Source organism: Variovorax sp. YR750 (genome assembly GCF_900109805.1).
GTDB lineage: Bacteria > Pseudomonadota > Gammaproteobacteria > Burkholderiales > Burkholderiaceae_C > Variovorax > Variovorax gossypii.
The window spans coordinates 97,603-115,226 of sequence record NZ_FOBJ01000021.1; the positions used below are offsets into that span (position 1 = coordinate 97,603).

Below are 17,624 nucleotides of genomic sequence, written 5' to 3' on the forward strand. Positions count from 1 at the left end.
TCAGCACCGAAGAGGCCGAAGCATCGGTCATCGCGGAGTACGAAGCCAAGATCGCTGCGCTTGAGCGCAAGGTCGGCCAGCTCACGATGGAGCTGGACCTGGTCAAAAAAACGCCACGCCTGCGCCTCGTGAGCGACAACGAGAACTTGTTGATCGTCACCGGCCCGCAGCCTGCTCCATCCGACGGGGGGCCAAGTGATCGAACTGCCGCGCAGCACCTTCTACTATCGGTCGACGGCGACCAGCGAGTACCTCAACGATGGGTGCCTCATCGAACTGATCGAGAGCATTCAGGACGAGTTGCCTGGCTATGGCTACCGGCGCGTGACGCACGAACTGCACAGACGTGGGCATGTGGTCAATCACAAGCGTGTCGCGCGTGTGATGAGGGCCCAAGGCTTAGGCATCAAGCCGCGCAGGCGCTTTGTGCGCACCACCGACAGCAGGCATGACTCGCCGATCTTTCCAAACCTGTACCGCAATGTCATCCCGACCCAGCCCAACGTGGTGTGGGTGGCTGACTTCACCTACATCCGGATTGCCACGGGGTTCTGCTATCTGGCGGCCATTCTGGATGCCTGCAGCCGCAAGGTGGTGGGCTACGCGATCTCGCGCAATATCGATACGACGCTGGCCTTGGCGGCACTGCGATCCGCCGTGCAAAGCCGATGCCCTGCGCCTGGCTGCATCTTCCATACGGACCGCGGGGCGCAGTACGCAAGCGAGACCTACCGCAGGGCCTTGCAGGAAGCGGGGCTGCGCGGCTCGATGAGCTCACCCGGCAATCCGTACCACAATGCACAGGCCGAGAGCTTCATGAAGACGCTCAAGGTCGAGGACATCTACATCGGCGGCTATGAGACCTTCGCCGATGTCGCGGCCCGGCTGCCGAGGTTCATCGAAGAGGTCTATAACGCCAAGCGCCTGCACTCGGCGCTTGGCTATCGGTCCCCCAACGAGTTCGAAGATCAACTAGTCCAGCAAGCGGCTTAGATCTGACTCCGGGTGGTCCAGCCGCAGGGGTTCACTCCAATCTAGGGTCAGGGATCTGCGGAATTCAATACATGGCCGTCAATCTTCAGCAGCACGAGCATCGGCTTTCCTCACTCGGTAATGAACACCGGCCCCCAACGCCAGTAGTCCGCTAGCTTGCCCGTCAACTAACTAGCGGCGGTGGTCTTGGCCTCGGTGGGGATTTCTTGAGCGACCAGACCGCGCTCGACGAAGTCGACGACGACCGACAACTATCTGGACGTCTCGCAGATCGCGATGATGCGCCATGTAGCACCCAACAACCAGATCGCATTGGCACCACAAAAGATAGGTCAAAGCAACGCTAGGTGATTCGCGACTATAGGCAGATGATGATCTGTCGCTGCCATTCAGCACGCCCCCGAAGGAGGCAGCAATGTTCTGTCAACTCCATTTCCGACGATCTTCCTGCGAAGACGCCCATCCTCCCCCTCAGCTCGAACTGAATCGCGGCCTGCATTCCCCTGCTGAGCGTGATTGCGACCTGCTACTACCTGCGATTCCCCCAGGGCGTGCCTGCGTTCGGTCAGACCTTCCCATGGACTCTTCAGTCGCCCTCGGTCATCGCCCGTCCGAAGCCATCCAGGCCGAGGACTCGCTCCTCAACGAAGGCGGCCGTGCCGGCTTCGAACCCAACACGCCAAAACCGGGCCGGGCCAATGAACCTTTGGGTACGGCAGCCCGGATGAAGGACCTGGCGATCGGATTCGATGGCCACCAGTACACGTTCGCGGGCTATCGCTACGACCGGTTCTCCGACGCCGCCGACTATGCCGAGCTGATCCGCTCACGCGGGGCGATTGCCGGGCAACCCTGAAGCGCATGGGCCTGCGATGTTCTTGATCCTCATGCTCGAAAGCACGGACGCAGGAGCGACAGGATGAGGATTGCACAGGTAGCCCCGCTGTTCGAGGCCGTTCCGCCCAAGCTGTACGGCGGCACTGAGCGCGTCGTAGCGCACCTCACCGACGCCTTGGTTGACCAAGGACACGAAGTCACGCTGTTCGCTGCGGGCGAGACCCAGACCAAGGCCCGCCTGGTCGCGACACGCGCCCAGCCACTGCGGCTGGATAGCGGGCGCCTGAACTCCGACCTGGCAAGCCACCTCGCCATGATCCATGAGGTGCGACGGCGGGCCGATGCTTTCGACGTCATTCACTTCCACGTCGACCTGATCCACTTTCCCTTCTTCGAGGGGATGCCGGAACGCACTCTCACGACGCTGCATGGCCGGCTCGACATCGATGACCTGCGCGACGTCTATGCGCGCTGGCCTTCGTGCCCGCTGGTGTCCATTTCCCGCAGCCAGCGTGCTCCACTGCCGGAGGCCAACTGGTACGCCACGGTGCAGCACGGCATGCTGCCCGACCAATACCGGTTCAGCCCGCGGGCACAGGACGGCTACCTCGCCTTCCTCGGGCGGATCTCGCCGGAGAAGCGGCCCGATCGGGCGATCGAGATCGCGAAGGCCGCCGGCGTGCCGCTGAAGATCGCGGCCAAGGTGGACGCCGCCGACCGCGTCTACTTCGACACCTGCATCCGGCCGATGCTGGATCATCCGCTGATCGAGTTCGTGGGCGAGATCGGCAACGCTCAGAAGAGTGCCTTTCTGGGTGGCGCGCGAGCCCTGCTGTTCCCGATCGACTGGCCCGAGCCCTTCGGCCTCGTCATGATCGAGGCGATGGCATGCGGCACACCGGTCATCGCCTGGCGCTGCGGTTCTGTTCCGGAGGTCGTGCAGCACGGCATCTCCGGCCTCATCGTCGACGACATTGCCGGGGCCGTGAAGGCGGTGCACGGCATCACCGGCCTGTCGCGTGCGCGCGTACGCCGGGCGTTCGACGAGCGCTTCACCGCGCAAGCGATGGCCAAGCGCTATGCCCGGCTCTACTGGCAACTGGTGCATGCCCGCCGTCTGCGCGAGAGTGAAGTGGCATGACCTCGCCTCATCCCGAGGGTGCGCAACCCGCTCGATCCACCACGGCGGACACCTCGGTGCCGCGCACGCCCGATCACCTGTTCGTTCTCAAGGATGGCGACAGCTTTGCGGTGGCCGACACCTATGGCGACATCGCGGGCTCGGGCGATGGCTTCTTCCAGGACGATACGCGGCTGCTGTCGTGCTTTCACCTCCTGCTGGAGGGCGAACGACCGACCCTGTTGTCCAGCGACGTGAGCCGTGACAACGTCTTCTTTACCGCGCACCTCACCAATCGGCCACTGCCTCCTCTGGGAGGCGACTCATTGCCTCAAGGCGTGGTGCACATCGAGCGGCGACGCCTGCTGTGGGACGGTCTGCTGCGCGAGCGCATCACTCTGAGCAACTACAGCACGACGGCCACGCGACTGCAGCTCGAGCTGGTCTATGGCGCCGATTTCAGCGACACCTTCGAGGTACGCGGAGAGCGCCGTCCGCAGCGGGGGGAGTTTCTTGCGCCTCGGGTGCAGGCGGCGAGCATCGAGCTCAGCTACCGGGGGCTGGACGGCGTCACGCGGTGCACTCGGCTGGCTTTCTCGATTGAGCCCACCGCCATCGACGAGCGACGCTGCCACTTCGATCTCATCCTGGGTGGCCGGGAGGATATCGCGCTGTACGTGGACATCGGCCCTGCTGCGTCGGCCCCGGCGCGTGCGCAGTTCCGGGCTGCGGGTGCGGCAGCCAGGCGGAGCATGCGCATCCGCCAGCGCAGCGGCGCGCGGATACGGACTTCGTCGCGGCAGTTCCAGGCCTGGCTGGACCGCTCGGGCGCCGACCTCGCGCTGCTGACCACGGCATTGCCGACGGGTCCGTACCCCTACGCGGGCATCCCCTGGTTCTCCACCCCCTTCGGTCGCGATGCGATCATCACCGCGCTGCAGACGCTGTGGCTCAAGCCATCGCTGGCGCGTGGCGTGCTGGCGTACCTCGCCAGCCACCAGGCACAGGAAACCTCGGCATTCCACGATGCAGAGCCCGGCAAGATCATGCACGAGCTGCGCAAAGGGGAAATGACCGCCATGGGCGAGCTGCCCTTCGGTCGCTACTACGGCGGCGTGGACACGACGCCCCTGTTCGTCATGCTGGCCGCGGCCTATGCACGGCGCAGCGCCGACCGTTCGTTCATCGTGGGGCTGTGGCCCGCGTTGGTGGCGGCGACGGACTGGATTCAGCGCAACGCCTACCGTCACGACGGCTTCCTGTCCTATGCGCGTGCCCAGGCGTCCGGCTTGGCCAACCAGGGCTGGAAGGATAGCCACGACGCGATCTTCCACGAAGACGGGCGCACACCCGAGGGCCCTATCGCCCTGGTCGAAGTCCAAGGCTATGCGGTCGCTGCGCTTCGAGGCATGGCGCTGCTGGCGAAGTGGCTCGGCAACGATGCAGAAGCCGCACCCTACGCGGAAGCCGCCGAAGCCTGGGCCGAACGGGTGGAATCGCGCTTCTGGCAGGAGGACATGCAGTTCTACGCACTCGCGCTGGATGGAGCTGGTGCGCCCTGCCGCGTCTATGCCTCCAACGCCGGCCACCTGCTGTACACCGGGCTGCCCAGCGAGGCGCGCGGGCGCGCCGTGGCACGCCGACTGCTGGCGTCCGGGCTCGAATCGGGCTGGGGGTTGCGCACGCTGTCATCCAAGGCCATCCGCTACAACCCCATGTCGTACCACAACGGTTCGGTCTGGCCGCATGACGTGGCCCTGTGTGCTGCCGGCATGGCTCGCTACGGCGAGCGAGACAGCACCGCGCGGCTAACGAGCGAGATGTTCGAATGCGCCAGCCAGGTTGGCATGCGCCTGCCCGAGTTGTTCTGTGGGTTTGAAAAGGCGCATGGCGAGGCACCCGTGTCCTATCCGGTGGCTTGCCTGCCGCAGGCCTGGGCCGCCGGCTCGGTGTTCATGCTCCTGCAGGGTTGCCTGGGCATCGACATCGATGCCATGCACGGCCGCATCGTAGTGGCTCAACCGGTGCTTCCCAGCGAGATCGATGAGCTCGTGCTGCGTGATTTGCGGCTACCCCAGGGAACGGCGGACCTGCGCCTGCATCGCAGGGGCGGCACGATGCAGGCGGTGGCCTCACGACGATCAGGGGCAGACAGCCTGCAGATCGATCTTCGCCTGTGATGCACGCTGGCTGCCACGGCGCGAGCCAATTGCAGCGGCATGCAAGAAAGAAGTCATGTGCGCCCCCAGGGAGCCTGCTTTCGCAAGTTGCAGGAGGAGCTCAGCGGCTTTTCAGGTGTGACACGGCGAGTTCGAGGCCCAGATCGAAGGCGTCTTGCAGCCCATGAGCCCGATGGGTTGTCGGGCAACCCGTCAAGCGATCGGCACGCCCCTGGTTGTCGTGAAGGCGCACGTGGAACAACCACTCGTCCGTGTCGATGCTGTAACCGGCGATGACCTCAATGCGGACACCTTGGTATGTGCCCTGAATGACATGGCGCGGTCCGGTTTCAACCTGTATGAGATTTTCTATTTGTTCCATCGCCGATCCGTTTGCGAAAGCTTGACTTCATACATGATGGACCTGCAAGGACACCAACGCAACGGCACTGGCACCGTGACTCCAGCCGATGGACAGAGTGCAGGGACTTTCGCGCGTTGCCCGACTGCAGGGTCCACCGCAGCGGGCCGGATCGCACTACATCCCACATCGACGCGGCCCGAATTCTCTGGCGACATCAGAGTTGAGAGCGCAAAATGATTCGCACACAAGTACGGAAGATCGAAATCATCCACTGCTGGTTGATGAAGATCCCATGAGGGGCATGTGGCAAGGCGAGACAAGCCCCATCGCCAACTCCGCGCAAGCAAGCCTCTCGGTCAGGACGGCCGCGTCCTCGGCAACATCGGAACGGAACCCCGCTTTGAATCGAGACATACAAGCCGATGCGCATCGAGAGGCGTCGTTGAAGAACACGCTGGATGCCGATACCTGGGTGCCTGCGTGAAGCAGATGAGCTGCTCGGATTGCGGCAATCGCGTGTTCTTCGAGAACCTTCGCTGCGAAGTCTGCAGCTCGTCCCTCGGCTACGCAACGGATGCGCAGCGCATGCTTGCCTTCGAGGTCTCGCACGAGGGTTCATGGCGCCGCCTGGGCTCGGAAGGCCCCGCATACAGGCCGTGCGCCAATCGCGAGGCGAATGGGTGCAACTGGATGGTGCCCTCTCTCACCGACCACGGCCTTTGTCTGTCGTGCCGAACGACCCACACGATCCCTGCGCTGGCCAAGTCGGAAAACCACGGCTACTGGGCGGCGCTCGAACAGGCCAAGCGCCGTCTCTTCTACACGCTCATCGAACTTGGACTGCCGACACCCAACAAGCGCGAAGACCCTGTCAATGGCTTGTCGTTCGAGTTTCTCGAGCAGATGAACTCGCAGCAGCGGGTACTCATCGGGCATGACGAAGGCATCATCACGCTCGACATTGCCGAAGCGGACGATGCCTGCCGCGAGCACATCCGCCTTTCGATGCACGAGCCCAGCCGTACGCTGCTGGGTCACTTTCGCCACGAGATTGGCCACTACTACTGGGATCGGCTGGTGCGCGACACGCCGTGGGTCACGGAGTACCGATCGTTCTTCGGAGACGAACGCGCGGACTACGACTCGGCACTGAACACCCACTATGCATGGCCAGACCGCGACTGGCCTCAACACTTCATCAGCGCCTATGCGAGCTCGCATCCGTGGGAAGACTGGGCCGAAACCTGGGCCCATTACTTGCACCTGGTGGATGGCTTGGAAACAGCCGCCTCCTGGGGTGCTCACCTGGAATTTCCCTCACCGTCCGGTCCAGCCTTGAAAGTGCGCCCGCTCGACCTGGATGCCGAATCGATCCATGAGCTCATCATCCTGCAATGGTTGCCCGTCTCACAGTTCATCAACGCGATGGACCGCAGCCTCGGCGCGCACGACAGCTATCCATTCGTCATTGTTCCGCCGGTGATCGAGAAGCTCGACTTCATCCACCGCGTGGTGCGCGCCGCAAGCGCGGGTCGCATGCCAATGAATTTCCTGCCGCGCTGCTGAGCGTCGCCTGTCCTCTGTGACACCAGATCGCGGAGGGGAAAGCCCTCTGCCTGCGTCCTTGTGCAAGCTGCATTCAAAGACAGGCGATGCCCTCGCCCTCGGGGCTATCCAACCGCTGCGCCCTCTTGCCCCGTACGGGCCTTGAACGCCGTGCAGACTTCCTCCAGTGCAGCTCGAACCAACTTGAACGCGAGCTCCAGATCCCCTTTCTCATCCGCAGAAAAGCTCGGCCCGGCATCCAAGGCGCAGGCCAGCCGCTCACAGGCAACCTCCCACTTCAGCTTGGCGTAGAGCATCTTCGTTCCCGACTCAGACCTTCCGTCGCCGATATCCGGCAGCCTTTTTCTGGCTCGCGTGTCCGACTCCGTCCCAGGCAACCACTCATCGCCCAACTCGTATTCGGCGATCCAGCCTCTCAGGCGACGTTCGAATTCGTTCTCCGCCGTTGCCTGATCTTCGAATTTGCCCGACAGCGCCATGCGGCAGACGAAACTCTCGTTCTTGAAAACGTCGGCGTGGTAGCGCAATCCGCCATCCATGGACACGGCATCTACTGACGTCGTCCACTGCGCTCGATCCGGCACGAGTCCGTCGCTGCGGCCTGCGGACAGCACGTCTTTCAAGGGCTTGGGAGCTGCATCCATGCGTTTCACCTTAGACCTGTATTGGGTGAGCCTCCGTGCGCCAGCAAACATAGCCGCAAAGGGACATGAGTACGCCCGGTCCACAGCGGTCCTGCTAAGCCTGCGACTGACTAGGCCGGCACGGTTGCCGCTGTAGGCCGACTGCGTGTCGTCGTGTTCGACGAAAGTGCTTGTGTGGTGTCTCGCGCCCAGGTAGAGGGCCGAAAAAGACTCCCTTGCGAAGGCGTACCGGAGCCTGCCGGAATAGTCTGCGCAAGATGCGCTGCCATGGTCTGCGAGCAAACCTCGATGGCGTCCCGGCCGTACGGACCGCCGAGCAAAAAATCGAAGCAACGGATGGCCTTGGGATCCAGGCACTCGTATCAATACACAGAGGTTCCGAACTCTCTGGGCGCTGATTGTCTTGCGCTTGCATGCGTTGCGACTTCCATCTCGCCCAAGCGACGCTGCAAAGCGCGTGCGATCGGCTGCCCAGGAGGCGCTACAGCATGGTTATCGATGTCCATGCGCAGCGCTTCATCGAGAGTCGGCGTCTCGTTGTTGGTCAGCCGGGCCTCGATCACCCATACAACTGCGTCACGCAGGATCTTCGGCATGCTGCGACCACCGAGGTAGGTGCGAAGCAGGGACTCGGCGGTGAATTGGGAGGGAGTCATGGAGTCCTCCATTCGGAAGAGGTCGGAGTCGTGAACCTACCGCGGAAAGGAAGATGGGACTGTGCGATAGCACACAGACCGAGCGCCGGAGCCACGCCATGATTTCGTCGACGGCCATCCAGCGCTGGTAGAGGTAGCTTAGGCGCCCGCCCATCAAGAGCGCAGCCTCGATGCTGGCAGGCCGTCGCTGTCCAGGGCGCCTGTGAAAGAGCCGTTTTCGGATCGAAGATTCGGCCTTGGAGGCCGACTGCACACAGAGCCCGACTTCTTACCTCCTGTCCCGGCAAACGCCTACAGCCGCAGGATCTCGTTGCAGCTGAATGGACTGGCAGTCAATGTCGCTGCGTCACCAGGAATTCTTCCATGTCCAACCACCCAGACAAGAAGCCGGCTCCACAGCCGCAGAAGCAGCAAGACCAATCCCAGCCGGAGAAGCAAAAGCAGCAGGGCCAGCCGTCCCACAAGCCGGAGCCTCGCCAAACCGACTCCCAGCAGCACGGCAAATCCTGACGTTTCAACTTTTCGATGCCCGCCTCGAGCGGGCATTTTCACTCCTGTGCCGAACACGGCCTGGGCGGCGTATCCCGTCTGCGCGCCGGCACTGCCACTGGACGTCACCGCACTCCAGGCAGTGCTTTCTCACGAAGAGATACAGGCGGCGTTTCTGCTCAGGTCGAGCCATTGCCGGTGTTTCCTTCGGACCCGCTCGCGGGGAACGTAGCGCTCATTGTGTGCGGCAACGCACAGACCGATCTTCTCGACTTTTCTAACGTGCCAGCGTACTCAAGGGAGAAAAGCCAATGACAAGGCAAGTCATCCACAGCGCGACCGTCACGCTGAAGCTGCCGCTCGACACGAGCGTTGCAGAAGAAGAGGCAGCGTTGCAGGCTGCCGGCATTCCCATCGACGCGATCGGCAACGCAGCGTCCGGCTTCCTGTTCGTTCGGTACACGAGCGATTGGAGAAATCCGGCCAAGATCTTTCGCTGGTTTGCCGCCGACGTCGGGCATACCGCCCCCTAGCCAAAGCGCAGTGCGCCTGTGTTCGCTGGAGCACCGTCTCATGCCCGGAATGCGCCTAGTCCGAGGGGCCTTCAAAGGATTCTGCATGAGCCATCTACCACTGACTTTGACGCTGCTCGGCGTATTGAGCGTGGCCGGTATAGCGGATGCCCAAGGCGTCGATGGAAAGAAAGGGGAGACTGGCAAGCCCAGCGAAAGAACTACTGTAATCGTCACACCAGCTCCAGAGACCCCGCCAGCGAAGTAGAGCGCAACGGACTTTGCGGATGTCTGACAAACCCCTTCGCCACGGCAGGCAAGCAATCTTGGATAGCGAGGTTCGCGCCTCTGAACTGGCACGTTGTCCCTGTTCCGTATGAGCGATCACGTTCGAGCAAGCGGCACGAATGGTTCTGTTGAACGGGCCATACGGCGAAGCTTCTTCCCAAGCTCTTTCCATGCAGATCGACTGCACAGCCAAAGGGACGGCCCTGCGCCACAGACATCGCTGGCCCATGGTCCTTGGAGTTAGGGCGGACATGAAGGAATCCTCTGCATTGAGGGAAGCGCTCCGAATTCCACAGTCCAAGCAATACCGATGATCAAAAAGGAAGCTGCAAATGGAGAGAGAAAACGATAGCTTGGTAGTGAGCGAGGAAGGTCGGACGCGAAACTACTCGGGGCGCGGGCAATTTGAGGAGCCGGCCCCGCAAAGTGCGACTGCGGTTCAGTGGCCGCACTTTCTGGCTGGGCAACACGCCAAGCCGGTACGAGTGCTGCTGGTGGCTCCGGATCCCTCGATCCAACGTGTAATCGCACAGGAGTTGCTTGACGATCGTCGCATCCAGCTCGAAGCCCAGGCGAACACCTTGCGCGAAGGGCGACGCTTGTTGATGCGGCTCGAATTCGAGGTGTTGATGGTGGACGTCTGCCTCGTGGACGGCAGCGGCTTCGAACTGATTGAAGAGGCCAAGAAGCATCGCAGTACGCCCGAAGTCATCGCCATTTCAGCGCGCCTGGACGAGGCCCAGGCCCTGCATGCGTTTGACCTCGGAGCCTCAGGCTACCTGGTCCAAACCGCGTGGCTGCAGAGCTACGCACAGGCTGTCTTGCATGTGGTCAACGGCGGAGCTGCTGTCACTCCGACCCTGGCCCGCAGGTTGCTCGCTCACCTGAACCACTCGCGCGCCAATGGCAATCCTGTCCGGCCACCGACTGGCCGCGCGACATTGACCGAACGAGAACTGGAGGTGCTGCAGCTTATTGCGCTCGGGAACGTCGGCGCCGCTATCGCGAAACAACTCAGGATCAGTCCGCAAACCGTCAACGTCCACATAAAAAGCATCTACCGCAAGCTGCAGGTCCACACACGCGCGCAGGCTGTGACTTGTGCGACGAACAAGGGCCTTCTGTAGAGAGGCTGCCAACCCCCTCAAAGGCGATCGATCGCGAGCCAGTCCCCGGGGCCGTGAATCCTGGAGCTTTCCACTGCTGTTTGAAAAGCTTGGGGTGAACTCGATGGCAAGCGCTCCCGCCAATCTCTGGCGTCCCGTCAGCGTGCGGGAGAAGGACACCGAATTCAGCCTTCAGCGCGACACGCAGATTGCCCGCCAGCAGAGCCTGGACGTGGCCGAGCGTTTCGGCTTCCTGGTGCACGAGGTGCGCAGCGCCCTCGGGACAGCAACCCTGGCGATCCACGCCCTCAAACTCGGCAACATAACCGCGGGCGGTGCCACCGGGACCGTCCTGAAGCGCAGCCTGTCTGCAATGGGCGAGCTGATCAGCCGGGCCCTCGCTGAGGTGCGTCATGCCGTGCCGGAACAGCGGCAGACATCGCCAGCGAAAAATCCTGCTTGCTGAAGGAAACGGCGTTTTCGGCACCGTGATTTGGGTTGAACGGCCGGGGTGTTCGCGAGAAGCCGATATGTGCGATAGCGCACAGAAAATGTCACCGCTGCCTATACTGAAGGAGGCTCTGCGCCTGAAACCGGATGCCGATTCATCTCCTGAGCCGTCTGGAGCACGCGATGCCCGTTGCGATCGACCCGAGAAGAAACAAGCTGCTGGCGTCACTGCCTGAAGCCGAATGGCAACGCTGGCGGCCGCAACTCGAAGCGGTGGAAATGCCGCTGGGTCAGGTGCTGTACGAATCGGGCATCGCACTGAGCCACGTTTACTTTCCAACGACTGCCATCGTCTCGTTGCTGTACGTGATGGAGAACGGCGCATCGGCCGAAATCGCTGTGGTTGGCAACGAGGGCATCGTCGGCATCTCGCTGTTCATGGGCGGAGAATCCACGCTCAGCCGCGCCGTCGTGCAAAGCGCAGGGCAGGGCTTCCGGCTAAGGGCGCAGGCCATCAAGGAAGAATTCACACGTCCTCCCATCCTCCACCTGTTGCTGCGCTACACCCAGGCGCTGATCACGCAGATGGCGCAGACGGCGGTGTGCAACCGACACCATTCTCTGGATCAGCAGCTTTGCCGTTGGCTGCTGCTGAGCCTGGACAGGCTGGAAGGAAACGAGCTCGTGATGACGCAGGAACTGATCGCCAACATGCTCGGTGTGCGCCGCGAAGGCGTGACCGAGGGGGCGCTCAAGCTGCAGGGGGCCGGGCTGATCCGCTACGCGCGCGGTCGCATCTCGGTGCTGAATCGCCGAGGCTTGGAGCAACGCACCTGCGAGTGCTACGCGGTGGTCAAGAAGGAATACGACCGGCTTTTGCCGGATGGGGTCGCGGTGTAGGTGTTGCGAGTGGTGATGACCGGCGTCCGCGGACGCCGGCGCACTGTGTGCGCCATCGAACGGTGAATTCCCGGCGCTCGTTGCAGACTCGTTCGGACTGCCAACACAGCGGAGGGCGAGATTGACCACCGTAGAGAACCACCTGATCCAACGGCTTCCCGCGAGGGACCGGAGGCGCTTCCTCGCCCTCTGCGAACCTGCTCCCTTGATCTGGGCCGACGTGCTGTGCACGCCCGGAGAGCGCACGCGCTATGCCTATTTCCCCACGGAGGGCTTCATTTCGCTGCTGACCTTGACGGGCGGCAGCCCCGAGCTCGAAGTCGGCATGGTCGGGCGCGAGGGCATGCTGGGCGTGCAGATGGTGCTGGGCGTGGGAATGACGCCCCTGCGTGCGGTGGTGCAGGGCTCGGGGAAGGCGTGGCGCATCGACGCTCGAGCCTTCCGAAAGGAACTCGAGCGCAGCCCGGCGCTGCGACGCGTGCTGAACCGCTATCTCTACGTGCTGATGGACCAATTGACAACTTCAGCCGGATGCCTTCGCTTCCATCAGATCGGCCCACGTCTGGCCCGGTGGCTGCTGATGAGCCAGGATCGCGCCCAAGCCGACAGCTTTCGCGTGACGCATGAGTTCCTGGCCTACATGCTCGGCGTGCGACGCGTGGGCATCACCGTGGCTGCCAACGCCCTGCAGCACAGCGGGCTGATTGCCTACCACCGGGGCGATATCACGGTGCTCGATCGCGGCGGCCTGGAAACGGCAGCGTGCGGCTGCTATGCGTCAGATCGGAAGGCCTACGCCGACACGCTGGACTCACTCCAGCGGTAGGACGACCAGACAATTGCATTCCTGTTTGTTCACTTCGCGCAGACCAAAGTCTGGTGGCACAGAATCGGCATTGACCAATGTTCAGTGGCTTGGCTGACCAATGTCTCGTGGCGTGCTGGAATGTTTGTCCAAGGAAATCAACTACTTTCGCCGCTGTTCTGCTCATGTTCAACTGCGTTCCGCACGTGCGTCGACACATGGAGTGGCTGCGACCCGCCGCATGGATTGCCATCGACGACGAGTCATCGCTGTGGACTGCCGACGAGCGCCGCGGCCGCCTGGTAGCAACGAATGGCTGTCTGGGCCTCATGGCGCCAGCGGCGCAGGACCGCCTCACGACCGTCTTGCTGGGCAACTCCGGCCTGGGGAAGGTTGAGGGACCTTGAGGGTGGGGCGGAGTCCATGCTTCCATGTCCACACGGCAAGGAGTCCCACTAGAGACCACCGATTTTGACGATTTTGACGGTATTTGCTACACTGCCAATCAACTGGAGCTCGCCATGACCACACTCGCACGTACCGCCTCCGCGCCTTCCCTCGACATTCAAGGGCGGAAGGAGCTTAGCTTTGTGCTCGCGGACATCACTGCGGGCCTTGCGGCCAAGTTGTCCTCGTTGGTTAACGCACAGCTGACGGCCAAGAAGACCTCTCCAAAGGCAGTCGAGAAAGTTGTCGCCGAAAAAGTTCCTGGATTGCTCGAAGAGGCGTTTGTCACGGGCCTGTTGGTAAGCAAGGCTGCCGCTGAACAACGTGCGGTGTTGCTCCACTTGCTATCAACTGTTCAAGTCCAGTCGCTTGGCCTCACGGAAAAGGCGCTCCCACGGGATAGCGCCGCATCCGCTGGAGCTCGCGAGGCATCGGAGGACGATGAGCTGACCAGCGAGGCTGCAGCGAAGTTGCTGAACGTCTCTCGGAGCCACCTCAACACGTTGGCGGACTCTGGTGCTCTAGGGGAGATACGTCGAACGGCGGGCAATCACCGCAGAATCTCAAAGACTGCTCTGCTCGAATACAAGGCACGCAGCAAGGAGCGACAAGGCAGGGGGCTGGACGCAATGATGGCGGCCAGCCAGAAGCTGGGGTTGTACGACGATGAACTCGCCGGCGTTCCCCGCCGCGCTAGTCGCTGAGCGTGGCGAAGCGTCGCGACGTACCTGGCAGCGAGGCGGTCGAGCCGCCTCGCGTCGTTTTGATTGACGCGAATGTGTTCTTCGCTCCTCGGATGAGGGACCTCGTCATGCATCTGCATGCGGAGGAACTCATCAACGTGCATTGGACGAAGGAAATCGAAGCAGAGTGGACGCGCAACGTTGTTGCCAAACAAGACGCCGACGCTGAGGGCATTCAGGCCTGCCTTCGGGGAATGCGCGACGCTGTCGACGGCTGGGAGGTGACGGGCTATGCCAAGCACGTCCCGAAGTTCGAAGCCGTTGACCCGAAGGACCAGCATGTAGCCGCTGCCGCCTACAAGCTCTCGCTCGATGACTGGCCTGGGCAGCCGGTGGCTCTGGTGACCAAGAACGTCAAAGACTTCCCCGCACATGCGTTTGCGGACACGCAGGTCACCCGCTACTCCCTCAGCGGGTACATCGACGCGCTCTATGCTGCCGAGCCAGAGCGAGTTATCAAGGTCGCCGAGGGATGTCGCAAGAAGTTGAAGGCGCCTACCCTGGACAAAGAGCGCTATGTGGCCGTTCTAATGACCCACAAGTGCGTCGGTTTGGCGCAAGGTCTCGCAAAGGCGTGGGGCGTTGAATGTCCCATCGTGGACAAAAACGGAACCTTGTACTACGAGTCGGACCGCTCCAAGGCCAAGGCCGCACCGAAGAAGCCTGCTGCCAAGAACGCGGCGAAGCCGAAGCGCACCTCGTGACCCTGTGGGGGATGCCGCAGCCTTGTGGCAACCCAGTTCTGTGCATCCGAAAGTCGTCGCCATCCACATCGCGTGCATCCGGCATTTGGGCATCCGACCCCGACAAAGAATCAAGGGGTTAGGGCTGATTCCTCAGTCCCGCAACCCAGTCTGCATCTCGACGTGGGTTGGCGAACATCAAATCTTGAGTCTGTGATGTCTCTTTATTTAACATAATCATAATTGTATTATTAAGGCAAGGCGGCTCAATCTCGGTCGATCATCGAAGGCAATCCACGACGATGCAGTGCGTGCCCAACTGGCGAGCCTCATCCACTAGGCGCAGCACAGTTTCTCGGTCGTCGCTGGACTCTGCTCTCGCACGATGCACGGCCTGAGTAGCGTATGTCGAACAATGCCATCGCATTTTCGCAACTGGCAGTCACATCCATGTCACGCGCAGGCAAAAAGCTCTCTCCCTTTTCGTTTTCGCGAATCTCATGTTTTCGACCTCGCCGTTTTACCGTGCCCTGACCCGCGCGACAATCTCTTGCCTCAGTCTCTCGGTGTTCCTTCTGACCGCATGCGGTGGCGGTGACAGCGGCTCTTCTTTCGCCTGGGTGCCCACCGCCGGGGGCGCAACGATCCCTGCGACCCCAGGCGGCACGACGACTGCCAGCACCAGTGGAGTGGTAGTCGGCAGCTACTTCGTCAATGCCAAGGTCTGCCTCGATTTCAACGCCAACGGTCGCTGCGATGGTGATGAGCCTTCCACGCGATCGGACAAGCAAGGTCGCTTCACGCTCGCTGGGGCCGGCGCAGGCATCGTGGCCGAGATCGGCACCGATGCCATGGAGATCGATCCTTCCGTGCCCTCCTCCAAGCCGGTGACTTCCCCGCTCGTGCTGCGAGCGCCGAAGGAAGCGCCGGGCGTCGTCGACTTCGAGTCGACCGCGGTGGTCGCGGAAATGGAAGCCAACGGGCTCGACTTCAAGACCGCCGTCGGCAAGGTAGCAATCTCGGTCGGCGTGATTGCGTCGAAACTGCTCGGCGACATCAACACCGAGGTCGATCCCGTCGCCAGGGCCGCGCTCAAGGCCGCATCCGACGAGGGCCTGCAGCGCATCCGCGACGCGCTCACATCGGCTGCGAGCGACGACGACGTCAAGACATTGGTAACGGCCGCTGCACTGACGGATCGCTACTACCAGACCAAGGCGCCGTACCGGCCGCAGCAGGACGTCAGCACCTACGAGGCGGCGCCTGCGGGCTTCTCGCCGGTCTTCACCGAAGTGGTTGCGCGCCACGGCTCGCGCGGGCTCTCGGGCCTCAAGTACGACCTGGCGGTCTACAACATGTGGAAGAAGGCGCAGGACGACGGCGCGCTCACGCTGCTGGGCGAGAAGCTCGGCCCCGACGTGCTGAAGATCATGAAGGCCAACTTCCTGCTCGGCTATGGCGTGGCGGGCATCAGCACCCCCGGCTATGGCAACGAGACGCAGGTCGGCATCAACGAGCACACGCAGCTCGCGGCGCGGCTGGTGCAGCGCCTGCCAGCCTACTGGAAGCAGGTGGGCGACAGCGCCGCCACCGCCCCGCGCCAGATCGTGATGGTGACTTCCGGCGTCGATCGCGCGGTAGACAGCGGCAACTTCTTCGTGCAGTCGCTCAAGGCGGTGCAACCTGCGCTGGCGCCGCTGCTGAGCTATCCGGCAGCGCCTGCGCCTTACCCCGACAACGGCACGGCAGTGGCCCAGCCCGCCGGCACCAACCGCTTCCTGCTGTACTTTCACAAGCTCGTGAAGGCGACCGACCTGGTGACGAACACAGCCGACCCGCTCTACACGACCTACCAGGCCAGCCTGGCCTACCAAGACTACAAGAGCAACGATGCCGACCTGCTCGGCAAGCAGAGTGGCCTCACGGTCACGCCCGAGGCCGCGGCTGCCGGCCGTGTGCTGCTGGAGCGCCTTTTCGCGAAGAGCTTCGTCGACAAGATCGCCAACGGCACCTACAGCTTTGCCAACACCGGCAGCTTCAGCTACACGAGCGACGACGGCAAGTTCGCGCCCAGCCTGAGCGGCGACGGCAAGACATCGATCAAGTCGCCGGGCGACGCGGGCGCGCTGCTCTACGAGCTGTACGTGATCGCGCCTGCGATGCGCAGCGAGGCCGGAGTCGATTTCACGGCCTACATGCCCGCCGCGCAGGCGAAGTTCTTCGCTGCGCTCAACGACGGCTCCGATTTTTACGACAAGGGCCCCGGCATGACGGAGAAGGGCGACATCACCTCGCGCATGTCGCAGATCCTGGCAGACGACATGTTCAACGAGGTCGACGCGATCGCCAGGGGCGACCGCTCGCATGCGGCCAAGCTGCGCTTCACGCATGCCGAAATCATGATGCCCTTCGCTGTGCGCATGGGCCTGAAGGGCGTGGATCAGAGCGTGCCCAAGGCTTCGAACTTCAGCTACGGCAGCAATGCATGGCGTGGCGAATACGTCTCCCCAATGGCGGCCAACATGCAGTGGGACGTGTTCGCGGACGGTGGCGGCAAGCTGCTGGTGCGCATGCTCTACAACGAGAAGGAAACAGACTTCAAGGCGGCCTGCGACGGCGCTAAGGCGGCGGGCACGGCCCACTACTACGACTACACGGCCCTCAAGGCCTGCTACGGGCACGTTGCGAGCTCGTCCTAGAAAAGAGTCTTGTGTGTACGGTCAATGAGTGACGCTTCAAGTCTGGCTGCACATAGACCATGAAGCGAGGCGCAAGCGCCGGGCTGCTCGACCTGCGGCGCGTGGCCGTGCTGCGCACCGCGTCGAACTTCGACCGGCCCCATCCGGGGCAGACCGCCTACGC

Annotated in this window: 17 protein-coding genes and 1 pseudogene; 15 read left to right on the top strand and 3 right to left on the bottom strand. The window is 62.6% G+C overall.

Annotated features, from left to right (window positions below; translation table 11 throughout):
- Positions 1-195: 195 nt before the first annotated feature.
- From BMY35_RS33530 to BMY35_RS33540, 4 genes are all read left to right on the top strand, one after another.
- Positions 196-993, top strand: coding sequence for an IS3 family transposase (locus BMY35_RS33530; RefSeq protein ID WP_093208748.1), 798 nt, complete (start codon positions 196-198; stop codon positions 991-993).
- Positions 994-1,570: 577 nt separating this feature from the next.
- Entirely contained in the window at positions 1,571-1,849 is a 279-nt protein-coding gene (locus BMY35_RS38050; protein WP_093429448.1) for a hypothetical protein, read from the top strand.
- 63 nt (positions 1,850-1,912) lie between these two features.
- Positions 1,913-2,971 carry a glycosyltransferase family 4 protein gene (locus BMY35_RS33535; protein ID WP_093208750.1) on the top strand — a complete coding sequence of 353 codons (1,059 nt, stop codon included), beginning with the start codon at positions 1,913-1,915 and terminating at the stop codon, positions 2,969-2,971.
- On the top strand, positions 2,968-5,130 hold the full coding sequence (locus tag BMY35_RS33540; RefSeq protein WP_093208753.1) for an amylo-alpha-1,6-glucosidase: 2,163 nt from the start codon (positions 2,968-2,970) through the stop codon (positions 5,128-5,130). The genes BMY35_RS33535 and BMY35_RS33540 overlap by 4 nt, the downstream gene beginning before the upstream one ends.
- Before the next feature lie 100 nt (positions 5,131-5,230).
- Here BMY35_RS33540 and BMY35_RS33545 read toward each other — a convergent pair whose 3' ends face one another.
- Positions 5,231-5,491, bottom strand: a complete 261-nt coding sequence (locus BMY35_RS33545) for a hypothetical protein (RefSeq protein ID WP_093208755.1) — start codon at positions 5,489-5,491, stop codon at positions 5,231-5,233.
- A 471-nt stretch (positions 5,492-5,962) separates the two neighbouring features.
- Here BMY35_RS33545 and BMY35_RS33550 point away from each other — a divergent pair, with 471 nt between their 5' ends.
- Positions 5,963-7,039 carry a zinc-binding metallopeptidase family protein gene (locus BMY35_RS33550; protein WP_093208758.1) on the top strand — a complete coding sequence of 359 codons (1,077 nt, stop codon included), beginning with the start codon at positions 5,963-5,965 and terminating at the stop codon, positions 7,037-7,039.
- 104 nt (positions 7,040-7,143) lie between these two features.
- Here the strand turns inward: BMY35_RS33550 and BMY35_RS33555 are convergent, their stop codons facing one another.
- Both BMY35_RS33555 and BMY35_RS33560 read right to left on the bottom strand, forming a co-directional pair.
- Positions 7,144-7,683, bottom strand: coding sequence for a hypothetical protein (locus tag BMY35_RS33555; RefSeq protein WP_093208760.1), 540 nt, complete (start codon positions 7,681-7,683; stop codon positions 7,144-7,146).
- Between the two features lie 362 nt (positions 7,684-8,045).
- Entirely contained in the window at positions 8,046-8,339 is a 294-nt protein-coding gene (locus BMY35_RS33560; RefSeq protein WP_093208763.1) for a hypothetical protein, read from the bottom strand.
- A gap of 363 nt (positions 8,340-8,702) precedes the next feature.
- Between BMY35_RS33560 and BMY35_RS38475 the strand changes: the two genes are divergently transcribed.
- The 10 genes and pseudogenes from BMY35_RS38475 to BMY35_RS33610 all read left to right on the top strand — a co-directional run.
- Positions 8,703-8,849: a hypothetical protein gene (locus BMY35_RS38475; RefSeq protein ID WP_176947695.1), complete on the top strand. Its 147-nt coding sequence runs from the start codon at positions 8,703-8,705 to the stop codon at positions 8,847-8,849.
- Positions 8,850-9,139: 290 nt separating this feature from the next.
- The gene (locus BMY35_RS33565) at positions 9,140-9,361 is read left to right on the top strand and encodes a hypothetical protein (RefSeq protein ID WP_093208766.1); all 222 of its coding nucleotides are present in this window, start codon (positions 9,140-9,142) and stop codon (positions 9,359-9,361) included.
- Between the two features lie 599 nt (positions 9,362-9,960).
- Positions 9,961-10,755, top strand: a complete 795-nt coding sequence (locus BMY35_RS33570) for a response regulator transcription factor (protein ID WP_093208769.1) — start codon at positions 9,961-9,963, stop codon at positions 10,753-10,755.
- 94 nt (positions 10,756-10,849) lie between these two features.
- The gene (locus BMY35_RS33575) at positions 10,850-11,200 is read left to right on the top strand and encodes a hypothetical protein (protein ID WP_256230366.1); all 351 of its coding nucleotides are present in this window, start codon (positions 10,850-10,852) and stop codon (positions 11,198-11,200) included.
- A 167-nt stretch (positions 11,201-11,367) separates the two neighbouring features.
- Positions 11,368-12,084, top strand: a complete 717-nt coding sequence (locus BMY35_RS33580) for a Crp/Fnr family transcriptional regulator (protein WP_093208815.1) — start codon at positions 11,368-11,370, stop codon at positions 12,082-12,084.
- 205 nt (positions 12,085-12,289) lie between these two features.
- Positions 12,290-12,910: a Crp/Fnr family transcriptional regulator gene (locus BMY35_RS33585; RefSeq protein WP_371287229.1), complete on the top strand. Its 621-nt coding sequence runs from the start codon at positions 12,290-12,292 to the stop codon at positions 12,908-12,910.
- A gap of 500 nt (positions 12,911-13,410) precedes the next feature.
- Positions 13,411-14,040, top strand: coding sequence for a helix-turn-helix domain-containing protein (locus tag BMY35_RS33595; protein ID WP_177213768.1), 630 nt, complete (start codon positions 13,411-13,413; stop codon positions 14,038-14,040).
- Positions 14,041-14,147: 107 nt separating this feature from the next.
- Complete coding sequence (locus tag BMY35_RS33600; RefSeq protein WP_371287230.1) at positions 14,148-14,783, top strand: hypothetical protein; 636 nt, start codon at positions 14,148-14,150, stop codon at positions 14,781-14,783.
- A gap of 668 nt (positions 14,784-15,451) precedes the next feature.
- Positions 15,452-17,461 carry a histidine phosphatase family protein gene (locus BMY35_RS33605; RefSeq protein ID WP_093208781.1) on the top strand — a complete coding sequence of 670 codons (2,010 nt, stop codon included), beginning with the start codon at positions 15,452-15,454 and terminating at the stop codon, positions 17,459-17,461.
- A gap of 59 nt (positions 17,462-17,520) precedes the next feature.
- Positions 17,521-17,624: pseudogene (locus BMY35_RS33610) on the top strand (purine nucleoside permease); the annotation flags it as partial.